This is a genomic window from Bartonella phoceensis (assembly GCF_902825145.1).
Classification (GTDB): Bacteria; Pseudomonadota; Alphaproteobacteria; order Rhizobiales; family Rhizobiaceae; genus Bartonella; species Bartonella phoceensis.
The window spans coordinates 1-25,587 of record NZ_CADEAD010000006.1; the positions used below are offsets into that span (position 1 = coordinate 1).

Genomic DNA, 25,587 nt, shown 5'->3' on the forward strand with positions numbered 1-25,587 from the left:
CTATCTTGCTAAATAATAAATACAAAAATATATTATATAAAATAATTATAATTGATACTAATTTTATAGAATTATTAAAAGAAAGAAATTGTAAAAACTATAATTAAAACTATAAATATATTTGTTACAATTAATGAATTTTTAATGTTAAATAAAGTATAATATATAATAATTTATGATTTAATAATATTAATAAAAACATACTATATTATATAAAAAATATTAAACATTATACCGTAAAAAATAAAATTATTCTTATAAGTGATTTTTTTATATTTTTTTAAGATAATATTTAGATTTATAGTATAATTCAAATATATAAATACACATAAACAACAAATTGTATAAAATGGTTCAGAAAATATACATAAAATTTTCAAATTAAAACATGCCATTAAGCCTTTTTTAGCAAGGCCTCTAGACATATGATTACGTCTATAACACTCTATTACTTTAGAGATACACTGCTAAATATTTTTCATATATGAGAGATAACACTCATAAATCTATATCCTAAACCTACGACAACCCCTCTTGTATAGCTATATCTTTCCTCTCTTCTAATACCTTCAAAAATACCCGCAAACCCCACCAACTATACCTACAACTGCACCAATCAGCCGCACCTACCTTACTCTTTCAGCGTGCAGAAAGCCTCTAGCTAATCGTTGTCATTATTTGATTTCTACATGCTTTTTAGCACAGCTCTTAGCGCTCTATTGAGCACTTTAGGGATTATTTACCCTATATATGTAAAAAACTATATTTGGACTAATAAACTCTAAGACATCCGACTGTGATAACAGGATAGACAAAGAGGCGAATACAAGATAAAAATGAAAAAACTTGATGTAGCAAAAAGAACCTCTAGAAATTCAAAAATATTCACACTCCTGAAATTGTCAGTCCGTAGCATTCATACAATAGTGTATGCATTGACATGTGTTAAAATGATTTGATATAAAAAAGAAAAACTAAACTTATCTCGAAAGACCATCTTCAGTAGAGTCTTCACTATACTGAAATTGAGATTCATTAATTAAAATATATCACTAAAATCAATCCTACTGACAATATGCATCTATAGTAATATTGGAATAAATATTTCAGCAAAACCATTTTTTATATTGAATAATTTTTAGCTAACAATAATCAACATATCTTAGATCGGCAATGATAGCATTGCCGATTTGTAATAAATAAACTTTATCTATGTTTTGATTAAGAAAGCCATTGTTTTCCTGCTCTCTCTTTTAGTACTTTTTATTAACTTATTTCTTTAAAGATGCACGCGATGCTGATGGATGTTTTTGTAAAACTTTTTTCGTTTGCGGACGTTCTCTCTCATTATCAAAATGTGCTAGCAGAGCGCACTCTTGTTTTGTTGTATTACTCACCCCAAAGGTATCATTATCCATAAACTGATGATATCCTACCATCATTAAATTGGTTAAAAATGAGTCACTTTTCGGAGGTTGTACAAAATAGATCCCTTTTGAATCTTGCAATTTATACCGAAAACCCGCTTTTTTCATGCACTCATCAACTGAGGCAAATTCACTTACGTAAAAACCCATAGCTTCAGGAGAAGTATATATTGATTCCCAACTACATTTTGACAGAGCTTTTTGGATCGTAGTTTTATCAACATCTGGCTTCTCTCACAATACCAACGTTGATGGGGGAGATTTGTTAATATATTCAACTGTGCTTAAGAGCACTATGCCGCATTTTTCTCTTCCTTCAATGAATTTAGTTTATTATAAAAACGTTTGTAAGGTTATTAGTATGTTCTATTCTCATTTTCAAAGGCAGCTTAGAACTGAATTGAAATGATATTTTGAAGAAAAAATCCCCTACAGGCTAGCAAAAATAGGGGTGTGCGAATTATTGGTGATCTCCATAAGCAAATTTAAGACTTACGGCAATACAGTATTAAAATTTTATTCCTATATTAGCTGTGGCTTGACAGTATACAACGCACTGAATTCCTTAAAACATTAAGGCATGCATGGTATAGCAGGCAAAACGAGTGTCTCTATTCTCCAGTCTTTAATGTTGTGTCTATGATAGAAATGTTAAGTTATGTGTATGATAGCAAATAAATCAGTGTTTGTTTTAGTGGGCATCAAGATGCTTTTGTGATCAGATGGGTTGTTGGCAATGGTTTTTCTTATAAAACAGTTATTATTGGTAATAATGCATTGGAAAGCAGCATTCAAAATGATGAGAAGCTTTCTCAATATCCGTATTTGTCTTAAGACACACAAGCAATGCATATAGATATGCTTATAGCTTATTTCATCGTGTAGAAATTGATTTAAGGAGGGAAAAATGAAGCAAATTTTGAGATTATAAGCTGGAATAATTTTGTTGATTATGGTCGGATGTCAATTTAACAAACCTCCTGCAAGTTCTCTCAGGATGTAGAAGAATTTCGGTGCTGATTTTACTGAGATAAGAAAAGCATTGTTAGAACGTGAAATGCCAACCTCTTATGAGGTTAACCCAGAAAGCAGTGAGCTAAGCAACAATGCAATAGTAGCCATTGATGCTTTTATGCGCCAATCAGAATTTTACTATAAATATGATGTAGGAGTGGTTTGGTGTGGAAATCATAAAGCAGAGAATCTTCTCATTTGTCATCCTAGTGCTGTTATACTAAGAAGAGTGTCAAGGAAGCGCTTAAATAGTCCTTTTTGTAAAAGCATTTAGAACAATATTGCCATAGCGATACAGCAGATTCTGTGCTTCTTATGCTGAATTGGTTAGGACAAATAAGTGATTTTCTAGAATATTCTGCTATTCTACTACCATAAATTCTAATATGGCAGAGTCAGTTTATGGAAATGCGACACTCTCCATCAAAAATAGCTTGTAAATGCTTCTCTTCCTTAACCACTCAATAATGATATCAAGAAAATAATTCTGCCTACGCATGCAAAAGCACAAATGAAGAGATTTATTTGGTATAATCCATAAAAATTCTTAGATTTTTATTATTGTATGCTCGATAATTAATTATCATTGCAAATATAGAGTATATTTATATTCTGAAATTGTTCAGAAACAAAACCTCACATATCATTATAGAGAGCAGTAGCTGCCTAATTTTATATTTGTTATCATGTATATTTAGATAGCTTGATTTACGACATATCAATCAATAAGATTTACTCAATTCTGTTACTGTCTCTGCTCGATATAATTGAGCAGCAATCATTGACAAGGAAATTCCGTATATCTCTAACACAAATGATGATTGGATAACTATTCCTCATCATAGATAGGCGATATCGAATGCCTTTTTCTCTAAAGTCATTAGGTATTTTTCCAAGTTTACCCCTTATTCATGTTCTAATGAACTTTGCTTCTTCTTCAAATTATAAAGTCGAAGTGCATAAAAACAAACAATAAGCCAAACAATCCAACTAACACCTACAATCAAAACTGGCCGCGTATCGTCAAAAAACCATAGCAAAATAAAAATAAAAACCATAAACAAAATAGAAAAAATTGATCCTATCGGCCAAAATGGAATTGGAAACTTCAAACTACACTGCACTTCTTTAGACATTTTCAGCCGCATAAAAATTTGCGAAAGTAAAATCATCATCCAAACGAAAACCGTCGCAAATGTTGCCATTGCTGCAATGAGAAAAAATAGCCCCTCATGGTAAAAATAATTAAGGACGACCCCAAGAAGAAAAATGATAAAGATTAGTAAAATAACAAAAATTGGTATACCGTTTCTCGATAAATATTGAAACTTTTTCAAAGCATAACCTTCTTGCGATAACCCATGTATCATACGACAAGCACCATACATTCCACTATTCATCGCTGAAATAGCCGCTGTAACAACAATAATGTTTAAAATGTTCGCTGCATATGAGATCCCAAGGTTTTCAAAAATTGAAACAAAAGGACTGTTCATAAAACCAATTTTATTCCAAGGATAAAGGGACATTAAAATAGCTAATGTCATGATATAAAATAATAAAATGCGAACTGGAGTAGAATTAATTGCTTTTGAAATTGTTTGATGAGGGTTTTGCACTTCCATTACTGCCATCCCTATGATTTCTATGCCACCAAAAGCAAAAACAACAACACTAAAGCAAGCTAAAAAACCAAACCAACCATTAGGAAAAATACCACCATTTTCCCATAAATTATGAATAGTTACGGTAGAGGAATTTGCACTTGTACCCCAACCAAACAAAATAATTGCTATCCCCAAAACAATCATCGCAACGATAGCGATAATCTTAATGGAAGACAGCCAAAACTCTAGTTCACCATATACTTCTACTGCTGCTAAATTAATCCCTGTAATGATCAGTGTAATGCTCAGTGCCCATATCCAAGGTGCAACATTCGGATACCAAAACCCCATATAAGTTGCAAAAGCCGTGATATCCGCCAAACCAACAAGAATCATCTCAAATACATATGTCCATCCCGTCAAAAAACCAGCCAACGGTGATATGTAATTTGCAGCATAACGGGCAAAAGAACCGGGTAGTGGATTATAAATAATCATCTCACCGAGAGCTCGCATAACCATAAAAATAGCTAAACCAGCAATACAGTAGGCAATTAAAACACTTGGACCAGCGAGCTTAATCGCTTTTGCAGATCCGTAAAAAAGACCTGTACCAATAGCAGAGCCAAAAGCTAAAAAAATAACCTGGCGTTTGTTAATGCCCCGTTTCAGTTCACTTGTTACCATTTTTTTCCTTCTTCACCAAAATGTTAACTAAAACCCATTCTAAAATGCTGGCTTTATAATAGATAAAGCTCCATATTTCATTCATGAATGTATTAAAAAAGCACCAAACAACGGCCAATCGGATACCCTCTTATCCTAGGCAATGAAAAAATACTTTTACTACGAATTATTCAGCCTTTTATAGCATATAATTTTGTATTATTTTGTCTTGATTAAGTGGTAATAAAATTTTTTATAATTGTCATTTAATTCATTTCCATATTCTCTGATTTTTTGCAAAAAGTGTTCAATTTAATGCAACGCCAATCCTCATGCTTCCTTTTCAATTGATAAAATAGAAGCTTCAAAATGCGTACCACGCTATGTGAGAATAAGCACGTGAAATTTTTTCTCGATACTTTAAGGAAACTCTCTCTTATTTTTTAGTTCATAATATAAACAAATTATACACCGCAGTATCTAAAGCAATTTTTAATTGCTTCATCAATGATAAAGTGAATCTCGCCAGTTTTCAAAGGCTCGAAAAAGTGCATCCGCAGCACGCTTCTTAAGAACTTCAAATGTCTTAAATGCAATTTTTCCAAGAAAAAGAGAGATTGCAATAAAAATAGTCTTTTCAGCCTTCGGTCCAATAATAGATCCATCCCTTCTGCTAGTATTTTGACCTGAAACACTAATGAATGCTTGATTTGTTGCTTGAACAAAAATATCTTTCTCTTGTGCAACCATGGCAATGAAAATATCCTCTTGAAAGTTACCTCTCCAAAGATTTGCATTAATCTCTACAACTTGCAAAAAACAAAAAACAACCGTCATTAAAATACGTAATGTACTGTTTTTAAACATTTCTTTCCCCTTTGTTTTGATTTAAAAATACAAAAAAATAAATACAAAACTCATAAAGTATCTAAAAAGACAAGAAGAATAGATAATAAAACTGTTAGATATACTGGATATAACACACTTTCATAAGAGGAAAAATATAATGTGCATTAATACCCCAATACATATCAGCAAATAAGTAAGCACATATTTATTTCATTATTCAAAATATCACTAATTCCACAAATTTTGTACGAGGAAACTCCAAAATTAAATCTCTCTCCTTCCTCATTGATCTCAAAATAAATAATATTATTCATGTTCTAGTTTAGGAAAAATTCCTTCCGGCAAAACGGATAATAATTGCCCTTCACGCACCAGCATATGCCCTTTATGAAGATCTGGAGCCATGTAGCGATCTCCCTTAAGAGTATCAATATTTTTACGTAGTTGCTTTATAACAGACTGCAAAAAGAAACTTGTTTTTAAAGGCGCACGATATTCAATTCCTTGTGCTGCAACAAGCGTTTCAATGCCAATAATAGTAAAAAGATTTTCACTCATTGCCAATAATCGACGGGCACCATGGCAAGCCATTGAAACGTGATCTTCCTGATTTGCTGAAGTTGGTGTTGAATCAACTGAAGCAGGATGGGCCATTTGTTTATTCTCAGACATTAAAGCAGCTGCAGTTACTTCAGAAATCATAAAACCTGAATTAAGACCTGCGTTTTGTGCTAAAAAAGCTGGAAGCCCATAAGAAACTGCTGGATCAACCATAAGGGCAATCCGTCTTTGAGAAAGAGAACCTATTTCACATAAAGCAAGAGCGATTTGATCAGCAGCAAATGCTACAGGTTCAGCATGAAAATTTCCACCTGATATAACCTCACCATTACTTAAAATCAATGGATTATCTGTGACTGCATTTGCTTCAATAATAAGTGTTTTGGCTGCTGCGATAAGAATATCAAAACATGCACCCATAACTTGTGGTTGGCAGCGTATACAGTAAGGATCTTGTACACGATCATCACCACGAAAATGTGCAGCCCGAATTCCCGAATCCTCTAAAAGCTTTTCTAATGTTCGCGATACAGCAATCTGCCCATAATGCCCCCGTAAAATATGGATATCAGGATGAAATGGTGCTGTTGACCCCATAATAGCATCTGTTGTCAATGCACCTGAAAGGAGTCCACCACACAATGCCCGATAACTATGGAAAAGACCTGCAAGAGCAAGTGCTGTCGATGTTTGAGTACCATTGATAAGAGCTAGACCTTCTTTTGCTTCTAAAATAATAGGAGACAATCCCGCCTTCTCTAGAGCTGCTGCCCCGTTCATACGAACGTTTTGAAAGAATGCTTCCCCCTCTCCCATCATAACGGCAGCCATGTGAGAAAGTGGTGCAAGGTCACCTGATGCACCAACAGACCCCTTTTCAGGAATAACAGGAATAACACCTTTTGCAAGCATATCCTCTAGCAAATGTACCAACTCTAAACGAACACCAGAAGCCCCTCGCCCTAGAGAAAGAAGCTTCAAGGTCATCATTAAACGCACAATATTTTCAGCTAAAGGCTCTCCCACACCACAACAATGTGATAAAATAAGATTCCTTTGTAAAATAGCGACATCATTTGCATCGATTTTAATTGAAGCCAATTTTCCAAAACCAGTATTAATGCCATAAACTGGCTTGCTTCTAGCAGCAATTTCAGCAATACGCTCTGCTCCCCTTCTGATAGCTAAATGCGTATTGCTGTGAAGTTTGCTCACTTCACCGTTGAAATAAATATCCTCAAGTTCACTAAGTGTTGCCTCACCCGGTTTTAGTATAATAGGCATAATTTTCTTTCTCGTTTATAAATGTAATATTCAGCATCATTTACTTTTCTATAAAATAAAAAAGGTATGTTTATTCTCTTATAAGAATTAAAATTGATCAGATAAAAAAAATGCTGTTCACTGTTTTTTTAATGCATCATAGCACAATCGATCATTTGCTTTTTTAAAACGTCCCTTTACAACTCAAGATGAGATATGATTTTTTATTATTTAAAGAATTTGTCTTGTATTTTCTGTGTTATGAATCCCCCTTAAGATAATAAAAAATTTAGTAAATTCAGTTATTTTAAAATATAAATAAAAAACTTTTACTGTTACTGCACTCATCGATAATACAAATAATACTTAAATTATAATTAAATATTAGTTAAAACAACTATTTCTATAATAAAAGTATCTACAATGATATGTATTCAAAAGCATTTATAATTTTTTTCTTTATAAATGTTGTTGAGGTGCATTATGGCAGGCAATATAAATCAGTGTAATAAACTTTGCCAAAAATACATTAATAAAAATTGTGAAAATTTAGAATATTTTAAAAATATCAATCCGCTTATAATACCTTACAGAATATGCCGATAATCAGTTATAGAAATAACTAACAATATCACTAATGAATCTCTAGAGTTTGAAATTTTAAAATATTATCATATGGTGCGTGTATTGGTATAATATAGAACAACTTTTCTTCATAGAAAAATTTTTGTATTCTGCAAATGGCCCTCACCAAAAAAGCAAACTATTCATACGTAAGATATGATAACATGTAATAAGATTGCTTATTTTAGCAATAAAAGACAAGGTGTGTTCCCACATATATTGTATTATAATTCCTAAAGAAATATCAGATCACTAACGATATAGTATTATTTTAAAATATGGCAGCAGTATTTTAGAAGTACAATATATATCTTTAACAAGTGAAAAAAATATCTAAGAATCTGTTAACATGAAATATGTATATTATGTCTTCTTATTTCTCATTACAGATAAATAAATAGTTTTAACCTAAAAAACTTTATATTTTGATTAAATAATCTATTAAAAATATTAACAAAAATCTACAGATAAATAAGAAAATACAGTTATTTTTGGTTTTTTACATCATAAGTATTGTAAATCAATAAATGATTATACTGTTTTATAGAAGTGTTATATGCTTATTTTACTACATTTTACATAGCTTTATAATAACCGGTTATTTTTGGCATTTATTATTCAAAACTGTTTTGGCCTGTATGTGTAAAAACATCATCATAAATAGCACGTAGCAAATTTTTTGCACACAAATCATTGTTTCTTATCTGTAACACTGTCTGCACGGCCCATACCACCTTTAAACATAATCACCTTGTAAACAAAGCTATTCGGTACAGTCATCAACAAGCTTCTTTACATCTTCTACAATTAAACAAAGGCACTTGGCATACTATTTCCTATTGCCAACCATTGAATGAGATTAATGGAAAAAATCGTATGAAAAATATAAACTGATACCGCTCTATGCATAATTTTCACGAAATATTCTCTTAGGCGAATAATAACAAACATCCCTACTCCACTACGGAAAGAAATGAAAATATTTAAAATATAACTTTTAGATTTTAATCCATTACTGAAAAACAAAGTAAAATAGCCTCATGTGATATATTCTTCCCCGTTACCTAAATATTCAAAGTACTCAACAGGAAAAATCACACAAACAGAAGAAATTACTTCTCTAAAACTATTTGATTATACTGTATACGATTTAATAAGAAAATCTAATAAGCATTTTAATAAAATATCCTCACCTTTTCCAGGATATGATTTACAAAAATGATACGAGAAGGAACTATTGGTGCACCCGACAGAATTCGAATCTGTGACCTCTGCCTTCGGAGGGCAGCGCTCTATCCAACTGAGCTACGGGTGCTTACAACCAAACAGAGATCTTTTAACTGATCATAATCTCAGCTTCAATGATGAATTATCATTCTTTAAAAAAATACTCAGTTATGGTTTTATGTTACTATGCAGTTTTTTCTCTTATCCTGCTACGAGACATTCCATTAAAATAGATTACTTTTCACATATAACGCTTTTTCCTACAAAAACAGTTTTTATATACGGCTTCAAAATTACTCCCAAATAGGTTAAAAAATAAGTTGTGAATATCAGGATAATTTTCAATGATTACATTACCAAACCGCTTTCATTTTATTTCTTCCGAAACTGAGTCAGCTATTAAAGCTACTAATAAATTAATTTCCGTTTATGGTCATTCTCCTCTGGAAGAAGCTGACGTTGTTATTGCAATAGGCGGCGATGGAACAATGTTACAAATAGTACGAGACGTTATGAACACTGGAAAACCTATTTACGGCATGAATCAAGGTTCTGTAGGATTTCTTATGAATGAATTCCATGAACAGAAATTGCCAAATCGTATTGCTGTCGCACATAAAAAAGAAATTCATCCTCTACGCATGATTGCTAAAGACGAATGTCAAAGAACTATTGAAGCGCTAGCAATCAATGAAGTCTCCCTTTTTCGTCAATCTTATCAAGCAGCGAAAATTCGTATTAACATTGATGACAATATACGTATGGAACAATTAAGTTGCGATGGTATTCTTGTTGCCACACCAGCAGGATCTACTGCCTATAATTTATCAGCACAAGGACCTATTTTGCCCCTCATGGCACCACTTATGGCACTTACTCCTGTTAGTCCCTTTCGCCCTCGGCGCTGGCACGGAGCATTGCTTCCAAATACAGCAATCATACGCTTTGATATGCTCGAACCTGAAAAACGCCCTGTAAATGCTGCAGCTGATAATGTTGAAGTTAAATCTGTTACTTCCGTTACTATTTCAACAGCAACGGAAGTAACAGCCTCAATCCTTTTTGACTCTAACCACTCATGGGATGAACGTATTTTATCAGAACAATTTCGCTATTAATGATTATATTATACTTTTCTATGTGTATATGGCTGTTATAGTTGACTTTTTTGTGAAAGCACCTTACCCCTCTAAAATAGTTTAAAATACTTAATTTCACAAATAGTTCGAATAGCGAAATTAAAATCGCAGAGCAATTGATAGAAAAAAATGATACCACCTTTAAATAGTTTTGATGATTTAGGTCTTTCCGCAAAGGTTATTAAAGCCATAAAATCAGCGGGATATACAGTTCCAACACCTATTCAAAGTGGGACGATTCCCCACATACTTCAAAGAAAAGATGTTTTAGGAATAGCGCAAACAGGAACAGGGAAAACGGCTTCTTTCGTTTTGCCTATGCTCACACTTCTTGAAAAAGGCCGTGCAAGAGCACGAATGCCCCGTACTCTTATATTAGAACCAACACGGGAGCTTGCAGCTCAAGTTGAAGAAAATTTCGATAAATATGGAATAAATCATCGTTTAAATGTTGCACTTTTGATTGGTGGCGTTTCTTTTGAACACCAAGATCGTAAGCTTGAACGGGGCGCTGATGTTCTCATAGCAACACCAGGACGCCTTTTGGATCATTTTGAGCGTGGTAAATTGCTCCTAATGGGTGTTGAAATCCTTGTTATCGATGAAGCTGATCGCATGTTGGATATGGGTTTTATTCCTGATATTGAACACATCTGTAAACTAACCCCCTTTACACGACAAACTTTGTTTTTTTCTGCAACAATGGCACCAGAAATCATTAAACTAACCAAACAATTTTTACATTCCCCTGTATCTGTTGAGGTTACAAAAGCCTCCTCAACGGCAACCACAATTACACAACGGCTCGTCAAATCTGGAAGTAAATCATGGGATAAAAGAGCCGTTTTACGAGAACTTATCCAAAATGAAGGCGATGAACTTAAAAATGCCATTATATTTTGTAATCGTAAGAGGGATATTTCTGAACTTTTTAAATCACTTGTCAGGCATAATTTTAATGTAGGTGCACTTCATGGGGATATGGATCAGCATTCACGTACAAGTACACTAACTGATTTTAAAAATAATAAACTTAAGCTTCTTGTTGCTTCTGATGTTGCTGCGCGTGGACTCGATATACCAGCTGTAAGCCATGTTTTCAACTATGACGTTCCTGTACATGCTGAAGACTATATTCATCGAATCGGTCGTACAGGACGTGCAAATCGTAGTGGAAAAGCTTTTACTATCGTCACAGAAGCTGACCAGAAATATATCAGTGCCATTGAGGAAATGAGCAATGAAAAAATTGAATGGCTTAATGGTGACCTCTCTACTTTAACAACCGATGATCAAGAAAAAGATGACATTACCTTAAAGAAAAAATCTCCAAAATCGTCAAAGAAAACTGTTCAGAAAGAGCGTATAGTCCAGAAGAGAAAGTCTTCAAAAGACGATAAAGTAGATTGCATTTTGGCCGCAAATAATAAAGCAAAGCCATCTGAACAACATCGTTCTCGAAAAAATAAGGATACCTCTCCTCTCGGATTTGGTGATGATATCCCAGCGTTCATGCTCATTAAAACCCGCAATTAAACCAAAGGTTTACTCTCTTTGAGAGTGCAAAGATGAGTAAAATGTTCTTAAAATACTGCTTTTATTCACTTTGAATGAGCAGTCTTTCTATCACCTTTTCACGCCCTAAAAGCTGCAAAAGCTTTCCCATTTCAGGTCCGTAGTCCATTCCAGTAAGTGCCTGACGTAATGGCATAAATAAAGATTTCCCACTACGGCCTGTTTTTTCTTTTAATTTTGTCGTCCACATTTTCCAACTTTCTTCATTCAGTGCACCTTCAGGCAAGAAATTAAGTGACTGACGAACAAATGCGCGATCCTCAAGTGCCACTGTATCAAAGCTCTTATCATCATGAATCACTTTCCACCACAGAGCGGCATCATTAACTTTGTCAATATTATTTCTTATCGCATTCCAAAAACACTCTGCCTTTTCTCCATCAATAGAAAAACTTTCAAGCCGCGTTTTCACTTGTGCATAAGTTAACTCATGGACAAGATGACTATTCAAAGTAAAAAGATCAGCAGCATCAAATTTTGCAACGGATCTTGACGTATCTTGCAGATTAAAATGCTCTAAAAGTGCTGCCTGATTAGGATAGGGATGCACATTTTGCGATGTCCCGATCAAAACAGCAAGGCATTGAACAGCTATAGATTCAAATCCTTCTTTTCGTAAAGAGCAAATAGAAAGATCATTATTACGTTTTGAAAATCCTTTTCCTAAAACCGTTGCCAATAAATTGGTATGACCAAAAACAGGTAACTCTGCATCAAGAGCTTTAAAAAGAGCAATCTGAACACCTGTATTTGTAATATGATCATCACCACGAATAATATGTGTAATGGCCATATCGACATCATCTACAACAGACGGTAATGTATAAAGATAGGTTCCATCTTTACGAATAAGAACAGGATCTGAAAGAGAAGCCAAATCAATCGTCTGCTTTCCCTTTACGGCATCATTCCAGCAAATTTCTGTTCTCTTTGTTTGCAAAGGATCATTTTCAAAATTAGGAAGAAGAAAACGCCAATAGGGTTTACGACCTTGTGATTCAAAGTTTTTTTTGTCTTCTTCTGTCAACTTCAATGCCGCACGGTCATAAATGGGAGGCAATTTGCGTGAAAGCTGGATTTTACGACGCCGTTCTAACTCTTCTTTTGTCTCATAACAAGGATAAAGAAGACCACGTTGTTTGAGAATTTCTGCCACTTCATTATATCGATTAAATCGCTTAGATTGATAATAAATTGCATCTGGTTGAATACCAAGCCATTCTAGGTCAACAGCAATAGCATCGATATATTCTTGTTTAGAACGCTCAACGTCTGTATCATCATAGCGCAAAATAAATTCTCCTTTATGCGCTTGCGCATAAAGCCAGTTGAAAAGGGCAATACGGATATTGCCAATATGAATGTAACCTGTTGGAGAGGGAGCAAAACGAACTTTAACCATAAAATAACACTCAACTTTTATCACGAAAATGGTTGACTATGGGATAACGACGATCGCGTCCGAAATTCTTGTAACTGATTTTTACACCGGGTGCAGACTGGCGCCTTTTATATTCGGCTGCATAAAGAAGCTGTTCAACTTTCTCAACAGTTTCCCGTGAATACCCACGTTGAACAATATCACCAATACTCATGTCATTTTCTACAAGAGATTGTAGGATATCATCTAAAATAGGATAAGGCGGAAGAAAATCTTCATCTTTTTGATTTTCCCGTAGCTCTGCAGAAGGCGCTTTTTCTATAATATTGGCTGGAATGACAATACCTTTTGGTCCTCTCAAATTATGCAAGTGGTTTGTATTACGCCACTTAGCTAATGCATAAACTTGCATTTTATAAATATCTTTAAGAGGATTAAATCCGCCATTCATATCACCATATAATGTCGCATATCCTACAGCCATTTCTGACTTATTACCTGTCGTTACCACCATTGAACCGAATTTATTCGAAAGAGCCATTAAAAGTGTACCGCGTATACGACTTTGAAGATTTTCTTCTGTAACATCAGGAGACAACCCTAAAAAAACAGGTGCCATTGTATTCAAGAACGCTTCAACTGGTTGTGCAATCGGTATAATTTCATAGTGACATCCCAAAAGATCGGCACATTCTTTAGCATCTTTTAGTGATTCTTGCGAAGTATAATGATAGGGCATCATAACGGTGCGGACCTTCTCAGCACCAAGAGCATCTACCGCCATTGCCGCACAAAGAGCTGAATCAATTCCTCCTGAAAGACCAAGAATAACATTTTTGAAGCGGTTTTTATTGATGTAATCCCTCAAACCCAAAACACAAGCTTGGTAATCAGCTGCTAATCCATTGAGAAGATTTTCCTTTGGAGCAGAAACACATTGCCATCCTGTTGTTTTGCGTTGCCAATGATTTACAGCAATATGGCTTTCAAAATGTTTCATTTGAAACACCGTTTCACCTCGTCCATTTAACGCAAAAGACCCTCCATCAAAAACGAGTTCATCCTGACCACCAACTTGATTAGCATAAATAATTGGTATGCCAGATTGAAAAGCATGTGCACGAACAATCTCTAAACGTTTTAGTGTTTTATTACGAGAATAGGGGGATCCATTAAGGACAAGGATAATCTCAGCTCCTTTATTGCCAAGCTCTGCACATAGAGAGGAATCATTCCAAATATCCTCACAAATTACTATTCCTAGTCTTATTCCGCGATAGATAATAGGTTCAGGACGTGGGCCGGGAGAAAATAGTCGCTTTTCATCAAATTCAGCATAATTAGGTAAATCAAACTTCATGCTTTCAGAAACTACCTGCCCTTCATCAAGAAGCATGACACCGTTGTAAATGGTATTATTTCGCCTGAGGGGAAGACCAATTATGATTCCTGGCCCTCCTACTGTTATTTTTGCTAACTTCTTAACAGTATCTTCACATGTTTTTGTAAAAGCAGGTTTAAGAATAAGATCTTCCGGTGGATAAGCGCTTATAAAAAGCTCTGTAAACAAAATAAGGTCAGCCCCCTCTTCCTTAGCCTTTTGATGTGCTATTACGGCAAGAGAAAAGTTTCCTTCAATATCACCAACAACAGGATTTAATTGGGCAATTGCTACCCGAAAATCATTTTTCATAAGCCCTTGTATCATTTCATCAGTTTGGTAAGCATAACTTTGCTTTCATTATCGAAAATATTCCCTTTTCAAAAAAACTCTCCCATAAACAATAAACAGCTAAAATAAAAAGGATATGCACTTTTTGTCTAGCCATTTGCTGCAAGAGCTAATGAATCGGTATGACGATTTTTTTTAAGAAGTTCAGCAACAAGAAAAGCTAATTCTAACGCTTGATCTGCATTTAATCGTGGATCGCACTGCGTATGATAGCGATCAGACAAATCTTCTACAGAAATAGCATGCGCCCCGCCTGTACATTCGGTTACATCACGACCAGTCATTTCAATATGAATGCCTCCTGGATAAGTCCCCTCTCCATAATGCACTGCAAAAAACTTTTCTACTTCCTTTAAAACATAATCAAAGGGACGCGTTTTATAACCATTTACAGTAATCGTATTACCATGCATTGGATCACACGACCATATAACCTTACGCCCCTCGCACTCAACTGCTCGGATCAATTTAGGAAGATAATTCTCAACTTTATCATAACCAAAACGTGTAATAAGCGTTAACCGCCCCGGTTCATTTTCAGGGTTCAAAATATCAAGCAATCTCAAAAGCTCATCATGCTCTATGGAAGGCCCACACTTCAACCCAAGTGGATTTTTAATACCGCGGCAATATTCAACGTGAGCATGATCAACCTGACGTGTACGATCACCAATCCATAACATATGGCCAGATGTTGCATACCAATCTCCAGAAGTTGAATCAATTCGCGTCAAAGCTTCTTCATAGCCAAGCAAAAGCGCTTCATGACTGGTATAAAAAGATGTTTCACGTAATGAAGAATTCGTTTTTGATGTAATTCCTATAGAACGTATAAAATCAATCGCTTCGGAAATACGCTCTGCCAATAACTCATAACGCTCACCCTGTGGGCTGTTAGAAACGAAACTCAACATCCATGCGTGAACATTTTCTAAATTAGCATAACCTCCTTGTGAAAAAGCACGCAATAGATTCAGTGTTGCTGCAGATTGGCGATAAGCCATACACATCCGTTGTGGATCAGGAATACGGGACCCCACCTCAAACTCAATGCCATTAATAATGTCACCACGATAAGAAGGAAGCTCAATTCCTCCTTTACTTTCCGTATCAGAAGAGCGTGGCTTTGCAAATTGGCCAGCAATACGACCGATTTTAACAACGGGTTTAGAACTGCCAAAAGTCAAAACAATCGCCATTTGCAAAAATACACGAAAAAAATCACGGATATTATCAGCTTCATGTTCTGCAAAGCTTTCTGCACAATCTCCACCTTGTAATAAAAAAGCCCGACCTTGTGCAACAGCTGCTAGTTCATTTTTCAAACCACGTGCTTCACCTGCAAAAACCAAAGGAGGATAACTCCTCAGCTTCCTCTCAACATCTTCTAACACAGATTTATCCGGATAATTCGGAACTTGTTGAATTGGCCTTGCTCTCCAAGAGTTAGGCGTCCACTCTTTTATCATTACACTCTCTCCAGAGCTTAAGCGCATAGCTTACGTATTAAAAATTTTGCTGCGTATCATAAATAATATATGCTGTTCAATTTTTTACTTTCTTCCCATTTTCATATACATAACTTGGTTTATACATCGTTACCAATTCTTCTGCCACCGTTGGGTGTACAGCCATAGTTTCATCAAAAATATCCTTCGTTAGCTTTCCCTTAAGAGATATACCAATAAGTTGCGCCATCTCACCAGCATTCTCCCCTAAAATGTGTGCACCTACAACAACACGACTCTCACCATCAACAAGAAGCTTCATAAACATTTTCTCTGAACTCCCGGAAAGAACGTTTCGCATAGGGCGAAAAACGGTACGATAAACCTCAAGACGCTTATAATGCTGCAGTGCAGCTTCTTCTGACAAACCAATCGTTCCAATCTCGGGTTGCGAAAAAACCGCTGTCGTGATTAAATCATAATTAGGTGTTGTGGGTGTATTTTCAAACGCAGTTTTAACAAAACACATTGCATCATGAATCGCAACAGGGGTCAATTGAATATGGCCTGTTACATCACCAACAGCCCAAATGTGCGGTACGTTTGTTGTCATTCTTTCATCAACAACAACTGCACCAAATTCATTCACTCGAACACCTGCTCGCTCGAGTCCTAAACCTTTTGTATTTGGCACACGCCCTGTAGCCAACATAATCTGATCAGCATGCATCGTTTGCCCACTTGATAAAACAACATCATAACAATCGCTCATAGATTGCACTTTGGAAACTGTCGCTCCATAGATAATAGAAATCCCTTTTTCAATCATTGCATCATGGAGCAATTGTCGCAAATCATAATCAAAGTTACGAAGGATTAAATCACCACGGTGAATGAGTGTTGTTTTTACACCTAATTCGTGAAAAATGTTAGCAAATTCAACACCAATATACCCCCCACCAACAATTACTATTGATTTTGGAAGTTTTTCAAGATCAAAAATTTCATTGGACGTAAGGCATAAATCACTGCCTTTTATTGCAGTATTTTGCGTAATTTTTGCCCCTGTCGCAATTAAAATTTTTTCCGCGCTTATCCGCTCTCCTGTTACAGAAAGCTCTAATGTATGCTCATCAACAAAAATAGCACGACTTTCATAAATATGAACATGATTACTTTGTAGCCCCTTGCGATAAAGCTCTTCTAGTCTTGATATTTCTTTATTTTTAGCCGCAACTAATTTTTCCCAGCTAAAAATTGGATTAGCATATTCCCATCCAAAACCAACACTCTTACTGAACTCTTTTGCATATTGTGAAGCATAAACATACAATTTCTTGGGAACACAACCGCGAATAACACAAGTTCCCCCTATACGATATTCTTCTGCTATAGCGACACGCTTACCAAGTCCTCCAGCAAGACGTGCTGCACGCACCCCACCAGAACCGCTTCCAATAACGAATAAATCAAAGTCAAAAGATCCCACGAACTATTCCTTCTCATATATTTGCAACCATAGGTTATGGTCATCTATCATCAAATGAAAGCCTTTCCTTATTTTCAAGCCCTATTTTTTCGATAAAGTGGCATCCTAAAAGACCTCATTATTAACAGATGGTGGGCAGAGTACCGATTTCTAACTAAATTCAAAATCGCGTACTTTTGTCATGATATCAATCAAACTATTTTTTATTTTCTGGAGAACTCGATTGCGTAGGTGGAATGGAGTCGTACAAATTAAGTGTTTCAGACATCTCTTTTTGTACATTTTTCATGAGATCCTGCGTAAGAGCAGAACGCCATGAAACAAATGTAGAATAGGCATCGCGCGCAAGATTTGGAACTTCTGTTAAAAACTTCTTACCGGTATCAGAGTTGTAAAAGGCCGTGATTGTATCGAGTTCTTTTTGAGTAAAATATTTTGCATACACATGAGCAATATCTTTTTCTAAATCAGAGCGTCGTTTTGCCAAAGCAAGCGCCTGCTTATCAACAATATCAGAAATAGCCGTTGCCAAATTTGGATCATCACCTATTAGTTCATCTTTGATATCACGTGCTGTATTTGGTAAAAAGCTATCAAACTGATCTGTTGCACGAATAGCTCGCACAGCCTTTCTCGCTGAATCTAAATGTTGATCACTCACACCTTGTGCATGAACCATTCCAACATTCACGGCCAAAATGGTAACTGCACCAAAACATATGACAAAACGCCTAAAAGAAAATTTTTTTTTCATTTAATGATTACCCCGATAACTAGTTATAATTCAAATTTGTTATTTTATTCAAAATCTTCAACATTTTTTTATTGTGCTAACATATCGTCATGTAAACTATCTTCTCTAAAAATCAAATGGTTCTAAAATTTTTATTTGACCATCCCTCATAGCGACAATTGCACGCGAAGCCAATCCTAAAAAAAGGCCATGTTCGACAACACCAGGAATTGCAAGAAGTGCATCTGATAATGGTTTTGGCTGCAAAATACATCCCCAAAATGCATCAAGAATAAAATGGCCTCCATCTGTTTCAAAAGGAGTTTCTCCATTCATTCGTAGTACAATTTCTCCAGAAAGACCTAAATCGTCTGCTACTTTTTCAATGGCTCTGCGTGTAGTATGCACACCAAAGGGATTGATTTCGATCGGTAGTGCAAAAGCACCAAGTCTTTTCACTACCTTTGTTTCATCAGCAATGATAAGCATTGCACGAGACGCTGCAGCTACAATTTTTTCATGCAATAAAGCCCCTCCACCCCCTTTAATGAGAGACATTTCTGGGCCAATTTCATCCGCTCCATCAATATCGAGATCTAGTTCAGGTATTTGTTCTAAAGTGCTGGTGGGCACCCCAAATTGATGGCAGAGTTTTTCAGAACACCGTGAAGTAGCAACACCAGTCACGCGCAGACCACCCGCAACACGCTTACCAAGAAGGCGAATAAACTCATTTACTGTCGAACCAGAGCCTATACCAAGCCGCATATCATCTTTAACAAAATCAAGCGCTTTAATAGCCGCCATTTCTTTTAACTGCTGAACATTCATGAATTCTTTTACCTTTTGACCCAACAGTAAAATTCATTATAGGTTGATAATAAAATAGCCCCTTGCTTTATCTACCATAAATCTGTTTGTTACCTTTTTATTGAAGAAATGCTGATTATTCTTATAAAATATATGATAATAATAAAACAGAATAATTAACAATTTTCTTTCTTTATACAATTTATTGATACTTTCCATATCCAATAAATATTTTTAGCTTTTCTCCCATTCTTGATAAGATGCATATATAGGTTATGATGTGAACAATTGGGTCAGTTCTTGTGGAATTGATAAACTGAAAAAAAGCAATAAAGCATCACAAAAAAATGTACCTATCATTTTCTATGCCGTTGTTTCCCAGACATGAAAAGGGAGGGAGAACGCGACAAGTTGTACAACTTTTGTGTATATTGCCTGTGCATATTCCACGGTCTATGAAATCCCTTTGAAGACCACGTGATATCTCCACTTTTGGTCATCATCATGCTCCCTCGTGACAAAAATTGCTGGGAAGTAAATATTGTTTTCGCTTTTTTGTTACATACCTGATCATCCATTGGAGATGTCTTAATGATAATGTCTGCCTCGAGGCATCTATCTGTTTCTCCACGCGACACAATCACTCTTAATCCATTTTCTAATAAGGATGCACATATATGATTATCACAAATAAACTGTTCATTAAATGAAGGACCATATTTTGTTGGTTTGATCGTCTCATTCACACGAAATGATTTTTCCCATATGGACATTGTGAATTTAGAAATATGGTAACGATCAATATATAATTTCTTTTCATTGATAACACCTACAAGCCTCATATTGTCTGCTATAATGAGTTGTACGGGTGAGTGCATCAAGTAAATATAAATACCAGCTAAAATAAAAAGGCTAAAAAAGAACCTGAGGGGTGTTTTGCAAAAAACCAGTCCGACTAAACCTATACTCAATAAAATCAACGCAGATAACGGCATAAATCCAGGATTCAAAGCAGGAGAAATAGCCTTTATAGCGTGAGCAATTTTTATCACAAGACCAACACCAAAACCCATAACTTGAAATGGCAACCATTCAAGTCCCCAAAACATTGCAAGAACCGCGATTAATCCAAAAGGTATGATGAGAATTGATACTATCGGTAAAGCCAAAGCGTTGCTGATAACACTAAAAAATGCAATATTAGAAAAATGATACGCAGCATAAATTCCACTGGCAGTCCCCGCCACAAAGGAAGATGCACATATGGAAAGAATTGATAACAGAGAAAAATGAATGACTCCAGCTCCAACATAAGATGGTGTTGTTTTCTTTTTATGAAAAAGTGACCTCCCACCCCACCAATCAGAGGATGCAATCAAAGCTGCGGTCGCAGAAAAAGACATTTGAAAGCTAGGACCTAATATTTCGTGCGGTGTAATCGCGAGAGTTATCAAACCCGCAATAGAAAAATTACGCATTGTTAAAGCAGAACGATTACACAATACAGCAACCAACATAACAGCAATCATCACAAAACTTCTTTGTGCTGATACGGCTACACCAGACAGTAGTAAATAAAAAGCTGTCACTATTAATGCCGCAATGGCAGCGAACTTTTTAGCAGAATAATAGGATGAAAAAACTGGAAAAAATGCTAAAAAACTGCGGATACAAACAAGAATTATACCACTCAACAGAGCCATATGCAAACCTGATATTGATAAAATATGTGCTAATCCAGCCGTACGCAATGCTTCATTTATATCATATGAAATGCTGCCTCGCTGTCCCGTTATAAGAGCAGCTGCAACATTACCTTTTTCCCCATCAATTGCCCTACGGATTCTTTGTGTCATATTTGTCCGTAAATTTTCAATTTGTTGCAGAACTTTCCCTAATATTCTATTGGGTTGCGAAACTGATATTTTGGTTGGTTTTCCTAAGTAAACGCCCTGGGCACCAATTCCTTTAAAATAATTATGAAAACTAAAATCGTAACTTCCGGGACGTACCGGTCCAGATAATGCACGGATCTTAACCTTCCCATAAAGCCCATCACCAATTGCCAATCCATATGGTAAATGTCTTGCTGACAAATGAACTCGATGAGGGCTATGGTGTAATACTGGCCTTTTTGTACTTAAAACATCTAGAACTAAACGAAATTCTCCTCTTTGCCTTGTCTCAATAGAAACCACTCTTCCTGTTAATGTAGTAACAATTTCGCCGCTCAACATCGGTGTAGAGATACGCCATGTTTCTATTTTAGCTGCTAAAGCGCCCAATATAATACAAAATAGAAACCCCGTGGTAATCCATACAACCCGATAAAAACGCAAAATGTACAATATTCCAATAAAGATACTTATCAACACATAAAATTGCGACCAACTTGGCTCACGCTCTAAACTAAAATAAAAAATAATACCTGTGGAAAAAAACACTAAAATTAAGGAAAAAAGAATTCCCAAAGAGACTTCTTTGTTTATACAATCGGCCAACCACCTCCAGAAAAAAGTGTTTGCTTCCTTTAAAGGTGTGAATAAAAAAATCTTTTTTTTGATATAATTGTCGGTCTTTATATTATCATATGTAGAAAAAGCATCTTGTTCTATCAGACTCGATTTTTTTCTTTCTGACTCACCACTTATGAATTCCGTATCCTTAACTTTATTTTGATTAAACATCCGCAAATCCCCACTTTACTTGCAACGCGGCTATTGCACCCCCTCTCAGCTATGCTAACATAATCCTTCTATAAAATCCTATAAATAACATTTTAATTTTAAAGGAAGAGATACGTGTCCGTTATTACTCGCTTTGCCCCCTCACCAACAGGCTTCCTTCACATAGGAGGTGCTCGTACCGCCCTCTTTAATTGGCTTTATGCCAAGCATACTGGTGGTAAAATGCTGCTACGAATTGAAGATACAGATCGAGAACGCTCAACAGAAGCAGCTGTAAAGGCCATTATAGATGGCTTGCACTGGATGGGACTTAGTTATGATGGTGTTCCTATTTCGCAATTCGAACGAGCAGAACGTCATCGCCAAGTCGCTGAACAATTAGTAAAAAATGATAAAGCTTATTATTGCTACGCTTCTTCTGAAGAATTGGCTGAAATGCGTGAAAATGCGCGTGCACAAGGTCGCCCCCCGCGTTATGATGGACGTTGGCGAGATCGTGATATTTCTCAAGCTCCTAAAGATATCAAACCTGTTATTCGCATCAAAACACCACAAGATGGAGAAACAATTGTGCATGACCGTGTTCAAGGTGATATTCGCTTCCCTAATAAAGATCTCGATGACTTTATTATTTTGCGCTCCGATGGCTCGCCTACTTATATGCATGCCGTCGTTGTTGATGATCATGATATGGGCGTAACACATGTCATACGGGGTGACGATCATCTCACAAATGCAGCACGCCAAACAATCATCTTTAATGCAATGGGATGGGATATTCCTGTTATGGCACATATTCCCCTTATCCATGGTGAAAATGGTGCAAAATTATCAAAGCGGCATGGCGCACTGGGCATCGATGCTTATCGAAAAATGGGTTATCTTCCTGCTGCTTTGCGGAATTATTTAGTTCGTCTGGGTTGGAGTCATGGTGATGATGAACTCATGTCAATCGAAAATATGATTTCCTGGTTTGATATTGATGATATTAATAAAGGTGCAGCGCGTTTTGATCTCAAAAAGCTTGATGCCATTAATGGACATTATATACGCACGAGCAATGATCAAGACCTTTTTGATGCTGCTCTTAGTATTTTACCAGAAATTGAAGGTGGTCTACATATAATGAAAAGATTTGATGAACAACGTCGTACCCAATTTCTAAAAGCTATACCAAATTTGAAAGAACGTTCAAGAACACTGTGTGAACTCATTGATAATGCCTCTTTTATCTTTACGCAACGACCATTACAGCTTGACGAAAAAGCACAAACACTCCTAGATAAAAATGGACAAGCCATTTTAAAGGGCGCTTATCTTGCCTTAGAGGCGTGCCACTCTTGGGACAAAAAAATACTAGATGTAACTCTTCGACTTTATGCACAAACACAGGATCTCAAATTTGGATCGATTGCTCAACCACTTCGCGCAGCTCTTACAGGACGCACAACATCACCTGGGGTTTTTGATATTCTTATTTTATTGGGAAGAAATGAATCTCTAAACCGTATCAATGACCAACTTAGCGTAATAATAGACTAACAGTATGTATATAATTTATCACCCCAATACGCATTCACCTACGAATGTTTCCATGTAAAAACTGAAAGTGATCTTCTTTCTTAAACCATTGAAATATATATTTGCTAAAATTGCAAATAAAAATATTTTTCGATTGCATGAGACAACTTTTAGAGTAAATCTACCTTTCAACATAAGTGGAGGAGCTTCAAATATATGTCTCCCATCTAATGAAGCAGCATCTTAATTTTTAGGAGCGGAGGATCTGAAAGGAATATCTCATGTCTGAGCATAAAGCACACGTTATAGTGAATGATAAAAAAATAGAATTTTCCATACGCAAAGGTACTCTTGGCCCTGACGTGATTGAAATTGCTTCTCTCTATAAAGAAACCGGTACTTTTACTTATGATCCTGGTTTTACCTCAACCGCTTCTTGTGAATCAAAAATCACTTATATTGATGGTAATAAAGGAATGTTGCTTTATCGTGGTTATCCTATCGATCAACTGGCCGAAAAAGGAGATTTTCTCGAAAGCTGTTATCTTCTCCTTTACGGTGAACTTCCAACAAAACAAGAAAAAAATGATTTTGACCGTTGTATTACGCAGCATACGATGGTGCACGAACAATTTGCACGATTTTTTCATGGATTTCGTCGTGACTCGCATCCCATGGCTGTCATGGTTGCATGCCTTGGAGCTATGTCTGCATTTTATCACGACTCTATTGATATTACAGATCCTCAACAAAGAATGATTGCTTCTGTCCGTCTTATTTCAAAGGTTCCAACTCTTGCTGCTATGGCCTATAAATATAGTATTGGACAAGCATTTGTTTATCCACGTAATGATCTCAGTTATGCCGCAAATTTTCTTCGTATGTGCTTTTCTGTTCCTTGTGAAGAATATAAAATCAACCCTGTGCTCGTTCGGGCGATGGATCGAATCTTTATCCTTCATGCAGATCATGAACAAAATGCTTCCACATCTACCGTACGCCTTGCAGGATCATCAGGAGCTAATCCGTTTGCATGTATCGCTGCAGGTGTTGCCTGCCTTTGGGGACCAGCACATGGTGGAGCTAATGAAGCATGCCTAAAAATGCTACAAGAAATAGGTTCTGTTGAGAGAATTCCTGAATTCATCGCACGGGCAAAAGATAAAAATGATCCTTTCCGCCTTATGGGATTTGGCCACCGAGTTTATAAAAATTATGATCCACGTGCAAAAATTATGCAAAAAACTTGTCATGAAGTTTTAAAAGAACTCAATATTCAAGATGACCCACTTCTTGAGATCGCTATGGAACTTGAGAAAATAGCCCTCAATGACGAATATTTTGTTGAAAAGAAGCTTTATCCCAATGTCGATTTCTATTCTGGCATTACATTAAAAGCTTTAGGCTTTCCAACCGAAATGTTTACTGTTCTTTTTGCATTAGCACGCAGTGTTGGTTGGGTTGCACAGTGGAAAGAAATGATTGAAGATCCCGCACAAAAAATTGGACGGCCTCGTCAACTCTATACAGGTTACACAATGCGTGAATATATTCCTATAGATAAACGTATCAATTAAAAAATAAAACAACCCCTCAATAAAGCTTTAACTTACTAGAAGCTTTATTGTGAGCAATTAAATACTATAATTTAAGAGTGTTTTTACAAACCTTGATTTTGAAGTTCTTTTAACAAGTATAATACCATCATAGAAGTTGTGAAGACAATCTCCTTACTGGGTGCTTTTGTACAACAAATTAATAGAAGCTGAACTGCTCTTTTTTTAAACATCAAAGCATTTTTACCAAAAAGAGAGACACAATTTAACTTAACAGT

16 protein-coding genes and 1 tRNA gene are annotated in these 25,587 nt (G+C 35.8%); 5 read left to right on the plus strand and 12 right to left on the minus strand.

The annotated features are described in order from the left end of the window. Positions 1–1,271: 1,271 nt before the first annotated feature. Entirely contained in the window at positions 1,272–1,577 is a 306-nt protein-coding gene (locus tag J7R07_RS06460; RefSeq protein ID WP_343070152.1) for a hypothetical protein, read from the minus strand. A gap of 907 nt (positions 1,578–2,484) precedes the next feature. On the opposite strand from J7R07_RS06460, the gene J7R07_RS08415 reads away from it, so the two are divergent. After that, positions 2,485–2,715, plus strand: a complete 231-nt coding sequence (locus J7R07_RS08415) for a hypothetical protein (RefSeq protein ID WP_246464866.1) — start codon at positions 2,485–2,487, stop codon at positions 2,713–2,715. 631 nt (positions 2,716–3,346) lie between these two features. Here the strand turns inward: J7R07_RS08415 and J7R07_RS06470 are convergent. From J7R07_RS06470 to J7R07_RS06485, 4 genes are all read right to left on the minus strand, one after another. Continuing rightward, positions 3,347–4,735 carry an amino acid permease gene (locus tag J7R07_RS06470; RefSeq protein ID WP_208436059.1) on the minus strand — a complete coding sequence of 463 codons (1,389 nt, stop codon included), beginning with the start codon at positions 4,733–4,735 and terminating at the stop codon, positions 3,347–3,349. Between the two features lie 483 nt (positions 4,736–5,218). Next, on the minus strand, positions 5,219–5,581 hold the full coding sequence (locus J7R07_RS06475; RefSeq protein WP_208436060.1) for a hypothetical protein: 363 nt from the start codon (positions 5,579–5,581) through the stop codon (positions 5,219–5,221). Between the two features lie 288 nt (positions 5,582–5,869). Continuing rightward, positions 5,870–7,408 carry a histidine ammonia-lyase gene (gene hutH / locus J7R07_RS06480; RefSeq protein ID WP_208436061.1) on the minus strand — a complete coding sequence of 513 codons (1,539 nt, stop codon included), beginning with the start codon at positions 7,406–7,408 and terminating at the stop codon, positions 5,870–5,872. Positions 7,409–9,249: 1,841 nt separating this feature from the next. Beyond that, positions 9,250–9,326, minus strand: a tRNA-Arg gene (locus J7R07_RS06485). A gap of 256 nt (positions 9,327–9,582) precedes the next feature. On the opposite strand from J7R07_RS06485, the gene J7R07_RS06490 reads away from it, so the two are divergent. Beyond that, a complete protein-coding gene (locus J7R07_RS06490; RefSeq protein ID WP_208436062.1) occupies positions 9,583–10,356 on the plus strand; it encodes an NAD kinase in 774 nt (257 codons plus the stop codon). A 150-nt stretch (positions 10,357–10,506) separates the two neighbouring features. Beyond that, a complete protein-coding gene (locus J7R07_RS06495) occupies positions 10,507–11,913 on the plus strand; it encodes a DEAD/DEAH box helicase (protein ID WP_208436063.1) in 1,407 nt (468 codons plus the stop codon). Between the two features lie 61 nt (positions 11,914–11,974). On the opposite strand, the gene gltX (J7R07_RS06500) is transcribed toward J7R07_RS06495, so the two are convergent. The 7 genes from gltX (J7R07_RS06500) to J7R07_RS06530 all read right to left on the minus strand — a co-directional run bounded on the left by gltX (J7R07_RS06500) (position 11,975) and on the right by J7R07_RS06530 (position 22,232). Beyond that, positions 11,975–13,354, minus strand: a complete 1,380-nt coding sequence (gene gltX / locus J7R07_RS06500) for a glutamate--tRNA ligase (RefSeq protein WP_208436064.1) — start codon at positions 13,352–13,354, stop codon at positions 11,975–11,977. 10 nt (positions 13,355–13,364) lie between these two features. After that, entirely contained in the window at positions 13,365–15,026 is a 1,662-nt protein-coding gene (locus J7R07_RS06505) for an NAD+ synthase (protein ID WP_208436101.1), read from the minus strand. A 128-nt stretch (positions 15,027–15,154) separates the two neighbouring features. Then, the gene (locus tag J7R07_RS06510; protein WP_208436065.1) at positions 15,155–16,534 is read right to left on the minus strand and encodes a class II 3-deoxy-7-phosphoheptulonate synthase; all 1,380 of its coding nucleotides are present in this window, start codon (positions 16,532–16,534) and stop codon (positions 15,155–15,157) included. 76 nt (positions 16,535–16,610) lie between these two features. After that, complete coding sequence (gene gor / locus J7R07_RS06515) at positions 16,611–18,002, minus strand: glutathione-disulfide reductase (protein ID WP_208436066.1); 1,392 nt, start codon at positions 18,000–18,002, stop codon at positions 16,611–16,613. Positions 18,003–18,198: 196 nt separating this feature from the next. After that, positions 18,199–18,756, minus strand: coding sequence for a DUF2059 domain-containing protein (locus J7R07_RS06520; RefSeq protein ID WP_208436067.1), 558 nt, complete (start codon positions 18,754–18,756; stop codon positions 18,199–18,201). A 105-nt stretch (positions 18,757–18,861) separates the two neighbouring features. Next, complete coding sequence (gene rpiA / locus J7R07_RS06525) at positions 18,862–19,566, minus strand: ribose-5-phosphate isomerase RpiA (RefSeq protein WP_208436068.1); 705 nt, start codon at positions 19,564–19,566, stop codon at positions 18,862–18,864. Positions 19,567–19,901: 335 nt separating this feature from the next. After that, entirely contained in the window at positions 19,902–22,232 is a 2,331-nt protein-coding gene (locus J7R07_RS06530) for a ComEC/Rec2 family competence protein (protein WP_208436069.1), read from the minus strand. A 114-nt stretch (positions 22,233–22,346) separates the two neighbouring features. On the opposite strand from J7R07_RS06530, the gene gltX (J7R07_RS06535) reads away from it, so the two are divergent. Both gltX (J7R07_RS06535) and gltA read left to right on the plus strand, forming a co-directional pair. Beyond that, complete coding sequence (gene gltX / locus J7R07_RS06535) at positions 22,347–23,774, plus strand: glutamate--tRNA ligase (RefSeq protein ID WP_208436070.1); 1,428 nt, start codon at positions 22,347–22,349, stop codon at positions 23,772–23,774. A gap of 260 nt (positions 23,775–24,034) precedes the next feature. Then, positions 24,035–25,330: a citrate synthase gene (gene gltA / locus J7R07_RS06540; protein WP_208436071.1), complete on the plus strand. Its 1,296-nt coding sequence runs from the start codon at positions 24,035–24,037 to the stop codon at positions 25,328–25,330. Positions 25,331–25,587 lie beyond the last annotated feature (257 nt).